The organism is Candidatus Poribacteria bacterium (assembly GCA_021295755.1).
GTDB lineage: Bacteria > Poribacteria > WGA-4E > WGA-4E > PCPOR2b > PCPOR2b.
The window spans coordinates 3,028-15,697 of record JAGWBT010000083.1 but is presented as its reverse complement, the minus strand read 5'-3'; the positions used below and the strand labels follow the sequence as shown (position 1 = coordinate 15,697).

The 12,670-nt window shown below is 48.5% G+C and carries 11 protein-coding genes; 9 read left to right on the top strand and 2 right to left on the bottom strand.

Annotated features, from left to right (window positions below; translation table 11 throughout):
- The 8 genes from J4G02_13050 to J4G02_13015 all read left to right on the top strand — a co-directional run.
- Positions 1 to 728: ATP-binding cassette domain-containing protein (locus J4G02_13050; protein ID MCE2395506.1), on the top strand; the 728-nt coding region annotated here is incomplete at its 5' end.
- Positions 725 to 2,497: an ABC transporter ATP-binding protein gene (locus tag J4G02_13045; GenBank protein ID MCE2395505.1), complete on the top strand. Its 1,773-nt coding sequence runs from the start codon at positions 725 to 727 to the stop codon at positions 2,495 to 2,497. The genes J4G02_13050 and J4G02_13045, both read left to right, overlap by 4 nt.
- Positions 2,498 to 3,829 (top strand): GNAT family N-acetyltransferase, encoded by a 1,332-nt coding sequence (locus J4G02_13040; GenBank protein ID MCE2395504.1) that lies wholly within the window; start codon positions 2,498 to 2,500, stop codon positions 3,827 to 3,829.
- A 14-nt stretch (positions 3,830 to 3,843) separates the two neighbouring features.
- Entirely contained in the window at positions 3,844 to 4,617 is a 774-nt protein-coding gene (locus J4G02_13035) for a hypothetical protein (GenBank protein MCE2395503.1), read from the top strand.
- An 83-nt stretch (positions 4,618 to 4,700) separates the two neighbouring features.
- Positions 4,701 to 6,770 carry a carbohydrate binding family 9 domain-containing protein gene (locus J4G02_13030; protein ID MCE2395502.1) on the top strand — a complete coding sequence of 690 codons (2,070 nt, stop codon included), beginning with the start codon at positions 4,701 to 4,703 and terminating at the stop codon, positions 6,768 to 6,770.
- Between the two features lie 15 nt (positions 6,771 to 6,785).
- Positions 6,786 to 7,967 carry a hypothetical protein gene (locus tag J4G02_13025; protein MCE2395501.1) on the top strand — a complete coding sequence of 394 codons (1,182 nt, stop codon included), beginning with the start codon at positions 6,786 to 6,788 and terminating at the stop codon, positions 7,965 to 7,967.
- Between the two features lie 24 nt (positions 7,968 to 7,991).
- Positions 7,992 to 9,035, top strand: a complete 1,044-nt coding sequence (locus J4G02_13020) for a hypothetical protein (GenBank protein ID MCE2395500.1) — start codon at positions 7,992 to 7,994, stop codon at positions 9,033 to 9,035.
- Positions 9,036 to 9,239: 204 nt separating this feature from the next.
- The gene (locus J4G02_13015; GenBank protein ID MCE2395499.1) at positions 9,240 to 9,617 is read left to right on the top strand and encodes a zf-HC2 domain-containing protein; all 378 of its coding nucleotides are present in this window, start codon (positions 9,240 to 9,242) and stop codon (positions 9,615 to 9,617) included.
- Between the two features lie 77 nt (positions 9,618 to 9,694).
- Here the strand turns inward: J4G02_13015 and J4G02_13010 are convergent, their stop codons facing one another.
- Together J4G02_13010 and J4G02_13005 are read right to left on the bottom strand one after the other, a co-directional pair.
- Positions 9,695 to 10,360: an MBL fold metallo-hydrolase gene (locus J4G02_13010; protein ID MCE2395498.1), complete on the bottom strand. Its 666-nt coding sequence runs from the start codon at positions 10,358 to 10,360 to the stop codon at positions 9,695 to 9,697.
- Positions 10,361 to 10,385: 25 nt separating this feature from the next.
- Complete coding sequence (locus J4G02_13005) at positions 10,386 to 12,149, bottom strand: CocE/NonD family hydrolase (protein ID MCE2395497.1); 1,764 nt, start codon at positions 12,147 to 12,149, stop codon at positions 10,386 to 10,388.
- A 315-nt stretch (positions 12,150 to 12,464) separates the two neighbouring features.
- Between J4G02_13005 and J4G02_13000 the strand changes: the two genes are divergently transcribed.
- Positions 12,465 to 12,670: hypothetical protein (locus tag J4G02_13000; protein ID MCE2395496.1), on the top strand; the 206-nt coding region annotated here is incomplete at its 3' end.

Below are 12,670 nucleotides of genomic sequence, written 5' to 3'. Positions count from 1 at the left end.
CGTTTCAAAACGTATCCTTTGCCTATCATGAGGGTGTACCTGTGTTACACGATGTGTCGTTCCATCTGCAACCGGGTCGAGTGCTCGGCTTGCTCGGACGTACCGGTAGTGGGAAAACGACGCTCTCGCGCTTGTTATGTCGTTTCTACGACCCAATCTCTGGTGAGCTCTACCTTTCCGGCGTGAGTGTTGGCTTAGCACGACTTTCTGATCTTCGGCAGCGTGTGGGGATGGTGACTCAGGAAGTACAACTTTTTCAAGGATCCCTTCGAGACAACCTAACCTTGTTTGAGAAAACGATTGATGACGAGAAGATCATCACAGCGCTTCGGACACTAGAACTAGAAACATGGTATCGCGCGTTGCCCAACGGGCTTGATACCGAGATCGGGTCGGGTGGTAGTGGGCTTTCTGCAGGTGAGGCGCAGCTTTTGGTGCTGACGCGGGTCTTTCTCAAAGATCCGGGGTTAGTGATTCTGGATGAAGCCTCATCGCGATTGGATCCGGCGACGGAAGCACTTCTTGAACAAGCGATTACTCAGTTGCTCAAAAATCGGACAGCAATCATCATCGCGCATCGGCTCTCTACCGTGCAGCGAGCGGATGAGATCCTAATTTTGGAGGAAGGACGAATCAAAGAACACGGAGAATATGGTAGACTAGTGTCTGATCCAAATTCTATTTTTTTAGGCCTCCTACAAACCGGATTGGAGGAGGTGTTAGCATGAAAACACGGCATTATCTTTGGCGTCTTTTATGCTACAGCCCATGGCTGTACGTCGGTAGTTTGGTTCTCTCCTTGGCTTGCTATAGTCTTCCTTTGGTGGTTGGGCTAATTATGCGTGAGTTCTTCAATGCTTTAACCGAGGAAGCATCGGTCAGTTTTGACGTGCGGACATTGGTTATTTTCTTCTTTGCCACCCAATTGGTCAGCTTGATATCTGATCAGGGGTACGCCGCTATCTACGCATATTTTGAGAACAAACTGAAAGTCTTTCTACAGGTGAACCTATTGCAAAATATCCTCAAAAGTTCGGGTGTCCGTACTGCACAAAGTTCGGGTGAAATGATAAACCGTTTCGATGATGACGCCGACGGAATTGTTGCACCGCTGGCGACCATCATTGAGCTAAGTGGACACGCCATCTCCGCTCTCATCGCGCTATACGTACTGTTGCGTATCAATGTGTTCATTACCTTGTTTGCTTTTCTGCCAATGATAGTTATTATCCTAATCACCAACTGGATGGGAAGGCGTATTGAGACCTATCGTCGGGCGAATCGTGAAACGACGGGCAACGTCACAGGCTTTCTCGGTGAGCTGCTAGGAGCGGTACAGACAATAAAAGTTGCCGCCACTGAAGTTCCTACCGTAGCTCACTTCGACACATTCAGCGAAGCACGACGGACGGCAGTTCTCAAGGATAACCTTTTCAACCAATTGTTGAACTCGATGAATGCGACAACAATCAATCTGGCGACCGGTATCATTCTCATTTTAGCAGGACAGTCCATGAAAGCTGGAACCTTTACCGTTGGTGATTTCGTGCTCTTTGTCAGTTATATCGCCTCAGGTGAGGTTTCGGTGTCCGGCTGTGCTCGATGGATCGGTCAACTGCTAGCGGGCATAAAGCAAGCTAGCGTGTCTCTTTTACGATTCCTTGAACTCATCCCAGATGCACCTCGCGAGTGTTTGGTCGATCGTAGACCAGTATATCTTCGTGGTGCCTTTCCCGATGTGCCTTATATCATTAAAACCGACGAGCATCGTCTTCAAGTTCTTCAAGCAGAGGGGTTGAGCTACCGCCAGCCTGACACAGGACGTGGCATTGAAGGGGTCAACTTCAGGTTGGAAAGCGGGGATTTTGTAGTCATCACCGGACGAATTGGTGCTGGTAAGACGACGCTGCTAGAAGCATTAATCGGTTTGGTGCCCGCTGATAACGGTGAAATTCGCTGGAACGGGATAATCATTGACAACCCCGCGTCGTTCTTCATACCACCAAGATGCGCTTACACGCCTCAAGTGCCACGACTGTTTAGTGATACGCTTGAAGACAATATCCTGATGGGACTCCCAAAAGACAAAGTTGACCTTAATATCTCAATACACGCAGCAGTCATGGAGCAGGATTTAACCCAATTAGAATATGGCTTAAACACAGTCATCGGTCCCCGGGGAGTCAGACTCTCTGGTGGTCAAGCGCAACGCACGGCAGCGGCACGAATGTTCATTCGCGAACCAGAACTGCTGGTGTTTGATGACCTCTCCAGTGCCCTTGATGTAGAGACCGAGCGTACTCTGTGGGAACGAATCTTTGAGAGGAAAAATGCGACATGTCTCGTCGTTTCCCATCGACGGGCCGCATTGAGGCGTGCCGATCACATTATTGTCCTTAAAGCCGGAAGAATTGAAGCCCAAGGGAAGTTGGATACACTCTTGGAAACGTGCGGAGAAATGCAGCAACTATGGGAAGGAAATTATACGAAAGCATAAATGTCTACAAATTCAATACTCTCTCAAATGCCTATTGACCTAGGCGACAATCTAATCTTGCGGTTTGCAGGTCCCGAAGACGTGGACGCCCTTGCTGAATTTAACGCCCGTGTTTTCGAGGATGAAAAAGTAGGAGTTTTGGTACGTGGTTTGATGTCAGGCCATCACCCAACGGTGAAAGCGAGCGATTTTACGGTGGTGGAAGACACCCACACGAACAAAATCGTTTCTTCAATCTGCCTTATCTCCCAGATGTGGACATACCGTGGGATTCCATTCAAATTTGGGCGTCCCGAGGTGGTCGTCACGGAACCAGAATATCGCCGACGCGGGTTGGTGCGAAAACAGTTTGAGGTGATACATGGCTTGAGCGCAGCAAAGGGAGAACTGATGCAAGGCATCACCGGCATCCCGTGGTATTATCGCCAATTCGGATATGAGATGGCAATGGAGGTCGCCAGCGGAAGAGCCATAGCTGGAATCGATCTGCCGAAGCTGAAAGATGGTGACTCCGAAAAATATCATCTGCGTCCCGTCGTAGACGATGACCACGCCTTCATTCGAAAGTTGTATGACTGTGCTAGTTGTCGTCAACCTTTCTCGACCCTACGGTCAGAGGCGGAATGGAATTATGAGTTCGGCGGACGTTCGGAAAACGATTTTGCACACTGGAAATGGCTAATAATTGAGACAGCGGCGGGCGATCGGTTGGGCTACGTACAATACTACCCGTGGATAGAGGACAACGCGCTGTACATCGTTCAAATGGAACTCAAATCCGGCGTAGGTTATCTGAACCTGATGCCGAGTGTGTTGCGTGGACTATGGAAGATCGCGCAAGCAATGCCTGCATATGGCAGTCATAAAAACCAAGAATTGAAGGCTATCAACCTTGAACTTGGACGCACACATCCCACCTACCACGCCTTGCTGGGAAATAAAATCCGCGTGGATGAACCGTATGGATTGTACATCCGTGTGCCGGATCTAGTCGCCTTTTTACGGCATATCCGGCCTGCTTTAGAAAAGAATCTCGTAGGAACTGTCGCAGAAGGCTATAACGGCGAACTGAAACTGAATTACTACCGAAGCGGCATTCAACTGAAATTTAACGGCGGAAAAATAATGGACATCTCCAACTGGTCGCCCGATTCGGTCGAGGATGGCGATGCACAGTTTCCGGACCTAACCTTTTTACAACTCCTCTGCGGTCGTCTCCGGTTCAACGAACTAAAGACCAATTTTGTCGACTGTGGTGGACGGGACGAAGCCGGTGTTCTACTCGATTGTCTATTCCCACCGTTCACCGGAAATGTCTGGTGCTTGTCATGAAGAGGGGTTTTACATTGGCGAAAAAGAGAAAAGATCGGCAACAAAAAGATCTCTACCAGCGGCGATTTGAAGATAAAGACTTTGCTTGGTTGGCGGAAAAGTTTGACAAACAAGCTGCACAAAACCCCAATCTGACGCTGGAGGAATTTGCGATTCGCCACGGCGTTGAGCCCAAATGGATTCGCAGCTTTATCAATGTAGGCTGGAATACAGAGTTTAAGAACGTCATCACCGTCTGGCACGGCACAACGATCGATAGAGCCAAGGCAATTATGGCGGAAGGATTCAAGGCGCGGGGAAGAGCAGGCAAGAAAATCTGGTTTACCCAAAAATCGACCGAAGCCCACAGACGGGCAGCGCAGCTCGCACAATCTCGTGGGAAAGCACCGGTAGTTTTCCGTTGCCAGATTAATATCGGCAAATATACCGAATTTGACAAACCGCGTCCTCATCATTACGCCTTCAAACACTCCTATATTGATAAGGCGGTTATCTCCAATGTATCCGGTTTGGAGGTGGAGGTGGAAGGCAAACTTCCACAAGCGAAGGAAAACAAAGAGGAATTGGTCGATATTATCATTACCAGAACCTCTGGTAAATATGGCGTGTTGCTGTGGGTGAATGCTTATCTGGAGCGAAAAGGTCAAACACCCGTGGGTGAAAACCACCCGGCAGTCGAGGAGATTTATCGGTGGGTGGAAGCGCAATACGCTGGAGACCGAGAGGAGGCAATCTCTGAAGAGGAGATGCTGGCCCAAGTGAGGACGCACCTGAATGAGGAGATCTAATAAATGACCGTTTCGTGGAAAAATCTGGGTTCTGAAATACTAAAGTGCAACTTTTGGCACAAATGAGGTAGGAGAAGAAGAGGGTGGAGAAAACTAAACAGCTGCGGTGGCTGCGTGCAATACTTTGTGTACTGATTGCGCTACTAACTATACCGCTTTTCGCAGAAACGCAAAATTTGACGCGCACCATCAATGCCACATGGGTGGATACGCCCCCGGTCATTGATGGCAAACTTACCGATAGTGTATGGCAACACGCCCAAATTGCGAAAAATTTCTTCCGTGCGAAAGAGGGAAACATTCAGCTTGCACAGCTAAACACCGAAGCAAGAGTTTTGTACGATGAGAACACTCTCTATATCGGTGTGCGTTGCGAGGAGCCGGACATGAAAAGTCTACGCGAAACAAAAACACGCCGGGATTCCCCTGTTTGGCAGAACGACTGTATCGAAGTGATGCTTGATACCTATCATGACCGTCGTAACTGCTACATTTTTGCCGTCAACACACTCGGCACACAGACGGATGAGCGGGTCAGCAACGAGAGTGTTTTTGACATAAGTTGGGATGCAAAATGGGAAGCAAAGGTAAAGAAACACCGGGATGGTTGGACCGCAGAATTTGCCATACCGTTCCGGGCACTCCGTTTTAATCGGGATAACACCACGTGGGGAATCAACTTTTGGCGGGTACGTCCGGTAAACAGTCAATCCTATTCTTGGGCACGCACCGCTTTTTTCTCACGTGTGTCGGAGTTTGGCAATTTGACCGGCTTGAATTTGGAAAAGATCGAAACGGAGCAGAAGCTCGGTATTCTCCCCTACGGTAGCTATCGCGCGATAGAAAATCGTCCCAATGACCTTGATGGTGGGTTAGACCTTATCCTCCCGATTTCGACGCGCCTCACCTCAAATGTGACTTTTAATCCCGATTTTTCACAATTAGAAAGCGATCCAACCCAAATTAACATCTCAAGTGACCGTGAATTATCTCTCCCCGAACGCCGTCCATTCTTCCGGGAGGGTGCTGAGTTGTTTGATCTACCACTCAATCTATTCTATACTCGTCGCGTTCAAGAAATTGATTTCGGTGCAAAAACGGCGGGCACAATGGGCAGCGCTAATTTCTCGGTTGTCAATACCTATGGTAAAATGATCGATCGGTATGACGCCGATCAGAAAAAGCAGGCGAATCTTTTAGCTGGGCGGGTGAATTACAATATCGGTGAGCGGACTGTCATCGGCGCGATGGGCACACACAAACACCAAGCTGACCGCGATGTAGGACTCCTATCGCTCAATGGTCGATTTGGACTTCATCGAAACTGGACTGCAACATCGCAATATGCGGTTGATCTCATTGATGGCGAAACGCATTGGGCATATTATACCGCGATGGAATGGCTTCATCAAGGGTGGCTCGCCAACATTCGGCTTGAAGAAATCCAGGACGGCTTTCGCCCAAATGAGATGGGACTTGAAGATGAAGCGTTCCGTCGGAGCCGTGCCCGTGTAAGGTACAACTATGAGTTTCCAGAGGGGAATTTGGTGCAATTATTTCAGATTGATACGCGCCATTTTCATCAAACCAATGCACAAAAATTACTACGAGAACGGCGGAGCGAGTTCCGTTTCAATATTGACATTGGTCGGTTTGACCTCTTCACTTCCGGTGGATTTGGCGTACTCCGCGAGGTCGGTCAACTTTTTGACACCAAGTTTATCGGTTCAGAGATTGCTTATGAAGCACCGTGGTGGCACTTAGCGGTTGGAAATCGTTTTGGGGTCCGTCGAGATGAGTTCAACCGATTTACCAACTTCTCTGGGGGTGTCAACCTCTTCGGCAAGCTGACCGCTGATATAGACCTTGAGAATTTCTTTTGGCACAGGTATCGAAATACACTGATTTTCCGGCTCCGCAGTAACTATCAATTAACTCAAAAAATCGGTTGGCTCGTGTTTGTTGAACGCGTCGATGAACGGCTGCAAGATGAGATTAGCTACAATTTCAACGCAATCTTCGACTACGAGTTCACCCCAGAGAGCCACTTCTTCTTTGTGTTTGTTGATAGCCTGCCGGGTGAGCGAGCTGTGTTTACGAAACTCGCGTATCTTTTTGAATCTAGTCTGCCAGATTTCCGTCAATCTCAATGAGGATAACGCATCAAAATGCCTGAATCGGACGAAAAAGCCCATTCCGAAATCGTAGCAATTGCAGAGAATGTACTCTGTAAAGCATTTGAGGGCGATGTGCGGCTCAAAATGGAAACGGAATTTGATACAGATCGAGCGACAGTCCTTCGTTGCTGTGTCGTGGAAAGCCTCCCCGGCGTTCCGCAAAGTGTTATCGTCAAAAAGGTGCTGACCGCTGATAGAACGGAATTTCATCCGAATTCGCCGGACGAAATGGTCCCTAGATTCTTCAATGACTGGGCGGGGCTTGAATTTTTGAGCGAGATTTCGGATGGAAATTCGCCTGCGGCACAATTTTATGGCGGTGATCGGGAAAAGGGGCTTATGGTCATTGAGGATTTAGGGGACGGACGGAATTTTTACGGAAGTCTCCGTGGAGAATCTGCTACAGCTGCAACGGCAGAATTAATCAAATTGGCGAGGGCACTAGGAAAGATGCACAGCCTGACGATTCGCAAGAAGGCGGTGTACGATAACATCCGTGACCGGCTCGGTCCCAGCGAGGAGTCTCCTTCCACGACCGGCGAATGGCAGCAACTCATGGGGAAATTAGATGCCGCTTGTGGGAGGGTTGGGGTGAAACCCCGGCGTGGGACAAAAACAGAGATGAAAACGGTTGCGGTGTTCAGTGCTGCGCCAGGGCCATTCCTCGCTTATACACACGGTGATCCGATTCCGATGAATGCGCTGCCTGTCGGCGATGATAGGAAACTCTTCGACTTTGAGTTTGGTGAGTTTCGACACGCGCTTAGAGATGGAATCTATGGTCGTGTCTGCTTCCCGACGTGGTATCATATCAACCGTGTGCCAAATGATGTGGTTGAAAAAATGGAAATAGCGTATCGTGCCGAACTTGCAAAGGGGTGCCCCGAAGCAGCGAACGATACGCTTTTTTTTCGATCCATTGTCGAAGCGTGTGCCTACTGGGCAATTCATTCCAGACTCAATTTTATAGAAAAAGTATGGGAAGAAGACCATAAATGGGGAATCTCAACGCAGCGTCAGATTCTCCTGCTGTGTTTTGACATATTTGGGCAGGTGTCGGAGGAGTTCGGACATCTGGAAGCCCTTGGTGCGGCAGTCCGCGATATAGCTGCCAAATTGAGGAAACGCTGGACAGATTTAGAGGAAATGCCGTACTATCCGGCTTTCCGCTGATACAATAAACATGGACTGAGAAAAATGGGAATTGCAACTGTCAATAACAATCGTATTTATCGCTTAAAAGGCACCCCGAGAGAGATCGGTTTTAATCACGGTCGTGCGTTGAAAGATGTTTTTGAAGAATATATCCACCTTTATGTCGATGATGGATTACAAGCGCTTAACCTCATTGATGTGGAAAAGTTACGGTGTGGTGCGCTGCCATGGCTTCGTACATTGCCATCACGATTTCAGGAAGAAATAGAAGGAATGTCGGACGGATCTGGAATCCCTCTAGAAAGGCTTGCGCAATGGTGGTTTTCGGAAAGCTGTCTTTTGAAAAATTGTAGTGCCTTCGTATGCGAGATTGATGGAAAGGCATGGGTTGGTCGAAACAACGATGCTTGGCTCCCAGACCTGTGGGGATATACCATCATTCGGGAGGTTGAAGGACGCCTTCCCACGATGACTTTTGGTTTGCAAGGAGATGTTTTTACAGCAACAGGCGTGAACAAAGAAAGGCTCTGGCTTCATGCTAACGCTCTTCCTACTTCTGATGCACCGGCTCCAGAAAAACCTCACTTGGACTTTTATATCTTCATTCCAGAAGCACTTGAGACGTGTCGCACGATCTCAGATGTAGAGAACCTGTTGAATACTGTTGACCGCATTGGTGGGATGAACTTATTCGTTGTCGATGGCAAAACGAATGAATTTGTTGTTTTTGAATGTGCTTGTTCAAACTATGCAAGAAGAAATCCGTCGCACAGAAAAATTGTCGCAACAAATCACAGTTGTTCGACAAACAAACGCATCAGCGGCAAAGCCCCTTCGACATCGGAACACCGCTTTGACAGAATAGAAACGCTTCTTGAACAAGAATTCCCTTCACATTTGCCTGATGATTTTATTCGTATTCTTGCTGATAAAGATGTTGAACAACGGAGAGAGGCAGACAATTTTTGGACAGTTTACGCCAATGTTGCGTGCCCAAATCTAGGATTAACTTGGTTTGCCTACGGAGGAACGCCCGCTGCGAGTCAAGGAATCTGGTATAAAATTGATTGGCCATGGTATCAATAGTGGATTCTAAAGATAAATAGACATAAAAAGTAGTAGGCACACGCTGTGTGCTGTAACTCCGCGAATGAGCTCCTGACCTCGCTCGTTCATAGTGTCCAATTAATTCTGAAATCTACTATAATTTGACATGACATAAAGAGTAGCGAGTTTTACCGTATAATATTTTACGCACTACACAATTTTAAGAAAAAGGAGGATTTAAAAATGAAGTGTAATAATGTCCGTGAGGAACTGGTCGCCTATATCGACGGCGAGCTTTCTTCGATGGAAGTGCAAACAATCGAGGCGCATCTTGCAGATTGTAAGGAATGCGCCGCCGAACACGACAAACTGACAACAACAATCGAATCAACACATAAGGTGGGGGACATTCAGCCTGCACAGAATTGGTGGGAAACGTTACAGGAGCGTCTGTATGCACCTGATTCTGATCTTGTGTCCGCGGTTGCTGATCCAAATGTTCAAGCGCCACCGGCTGCTAACGAGGATCTTCAACCCAACAACCAAACGCAGGCAGCCGATACATCGAAGATGCTGTGTGAAAAACGACGTTTTGATCGTGCACAAACCACCAATTGCTAAACGGTGAAGGCAGGATGACATTGTTCTGTACTTCCTTATTTGATTCACCAGCTAGTTAAGCCGTAGAGCCAAAGATTCTAGTTAGCATAGTCTAGCACATAAATCTGATTTGTGTCGGGCAGATTTGACTGATTCACCTCAATCTGTGATTGACCCTGATGATGGACAAGTTCCGCTGGATAGCGTGCGATGAAGTCATCCACCGGCAAGATGTGAGTCAATTTAACCTTGTCGGTTAGGTAGTGCATCGGAATTGTAACCTTCGGCTGAATCGCATCAATGACTTCATCGAGGTCATTCAGTTCAATGGTTGGGGGACCGCCTGTTAGCACAAGCAGGATATCAACGCCCTTGAAAAATTCAAGTTGCGTCTCGCTCAAAGGATTGCCTACATCGCCCATGTGCCCAATTTCGATGCCCTCAACGCCGAATCGATACATTGCATTCTGATCCGGATCGCTTTTATGTACTATGCTCTCCATAGCAGGCACAGATGAGAAACGAATCCCCTTGACCTCCGCTCCGGTCTCGGTAATATCGAGCGCATTAATCACGACCGGATCGCCCGCCACCATATCCGCACAACTGTGAAACCGATCAGTTGCTGAACTCATGATAACGATATCCACCGGTTCGTCGATCGGGTCATAGCCTGCCACTTCGGGGGTATACGGATCGGTTACAATCCGAGTCCCATTTCCTTCTAGCAAAAACGTAGCGTGTCCACACCATCTGATTTTCATAGTATCTCCCTCCTATTGTCAATGTTTATCGATTAATAATAGGTAAGACCACATGCGATGCATGTTCAGGCTCATGATAAATCGTCTGCTCTGCAATCTCAAGCCGCCGTTCGACCCCCAAATCGCCGCCCGTGTTCGGATTCACATCAAAGCGGGGCCAATTGCTGCTCGAAATATCCAAGCGAATCCGGTGCCCCTTCTTGAAAACGTTGGAAGTTGGATAAAGTTCAAAGACAAACTCGTAGACATTACCCGGCTCCAGTAACTCTGGAGTATCCCAACCGCTTCGATAGCGCGCGCGGATGATAGAGTCTGTCAGGTTGATAGCGAGTCCATCGGGAAAGTCATCGCTCAATGGACAGACGTCGATTAGTTTGGCTGTGAAATCGGTATCGCGAGCAGATGATGAGGCGTGGAGTTTGACCGTAATTGGTCCTGTAACTTCCACATCGTTTTCCAACGGGGAAGTCTGGAAGGTCAACACATCGCTGCGGGCATTGAGGGGAAGGGTGTCTTGGCAACCAAAAAATCTTGAGTTCCCACGTTGGTCAAACGCGCCAGCACCCATGATCGGGTCAGCAGCGGAGATCCCGCCACCAATAGTTGGAACGGGGTCTCGCGGATCAAAGCTAAAGCGGCTTGTTAATCCATCAGTGCTCGGCAGCACGGTAGACAATTCGCCATCAACGTGAAGATAATAAGGCGTGAATTGGGTGTCGGGCAGGGGAAAGTCCTGTTCATCGCGCCAATAGCCACTGTGATGGAGGCGCCCCTGATAGTTGGGTATCCCCTCGCCGGTGCCCATCACAAAAATCTTGACCGGCGACCAGTCAGAGACCTCTGTGTGCAGCCCTTTGAGGAAGTGATCGAACCACGCCAGTCGCAAGTCGTTATAATTGATAAAAGAGTGATTCCCGAAATCAACATCGCCTGCATTTGTCACACCCCAGCCGCCGTGCGTCCACGGTCCCATCAATAGCACCTGCCGTGAGTTTTTCATTTTACTGAGTGCGGTATAATTCTCGCAGGTTGCCCGCGCATACGAGTCATACCACCCACCGAGGTAGAGCGTCGGTACATCAGCGTGCTCTTCGTAATACTGAGAAATAGCATACCCGCGTTGCTTCCAATAGTCATCATATTCTCCGTGCGTGAATAGATCGAGCACCCACTGTTCGTAATTCGGCAGCATCCGTAACGGCGATGTTCCTTTCTTGAGCGGCGCACGCGACACCCACTCACCCGCATTTGCAAATGCCCTATCAACGGCGGCTTTGATGTTAGCATCAGCAAACGCTTCCTTGCTGGTGGTTGCCATTCGGAAGGCGTAGATCATGAACCGTTGCTCAAGCGCACCATTTTGTCTCATCGAACAGTGATAGTAATTCGACGCACCAACAGCGACGATCATCGTCGAAAGGTGCGGTGGGTTAAGCGTTGCTAACGCAGATTGGTCACTGCCACAATACGACGCGCCCATCGTGCCAACCTGTCCATCGCTCCATTCTTGAGCGGCGAGCCATTCCACCGTATCGTAGCCGTCGGGAGCTTCTTTGGCGAAGGGATACCATTCACCCTCACTGACGAATCTGCCTCGAACGTCCTGAATCGCGCAGACGTAACCTCGCCGGGCGTAGTAGGTCCCATTTGTCACATTTCCCGATCCTGCTTTGTCGTAGGGAGTGCGTTCCAAGATGACCGGAAATTTTCCTGATGCTGGCTGACCATTAAGCGCAGGCAGATAGATGTCGGTGGCTAGACGAACACCGTCGCGCATCGGAATCATCACGTTGGATTGACAAATTGCGTCGTACTGCTGATATGAGCCTTGATATGATTCGGGCATAAGTTTTCTCCTCAGAAAAGGGGTGTTTAGAGGTATCGGTAAACTCTGATTCTAAGGGGTGCGTTTAATCTATTATCCTAACAGACAAACGGGTGTGCTGCAACAAAAATTCGATATTTCCTTGTTGACATCAGCCTCCAAGTAGGATAATCTAAATGTTATGAACCAAATTTTTTCACATGAAAGTTCTTAATCGGAATAAAAAATTTGGCTCACCATCTTTTATCTCAGAGTTCGACGACATTTGGAGGAAGCACAATGAACACACCACGTATTGATGACCGTGACTGGTCAGCCTTGACGCTTGGCGAGCAGATTCGCCAGATCGAAGTTGAAGGCTATCTCTTACTACCTGACCTACTATCTCCTGACCACGTCGCTCAACTCAAGTCGGAGACTGCGAAGTTGGAAACTACACCGGTGGATTACAGCGTACATCAGCGGGGATGTCCGAACCTCCAATT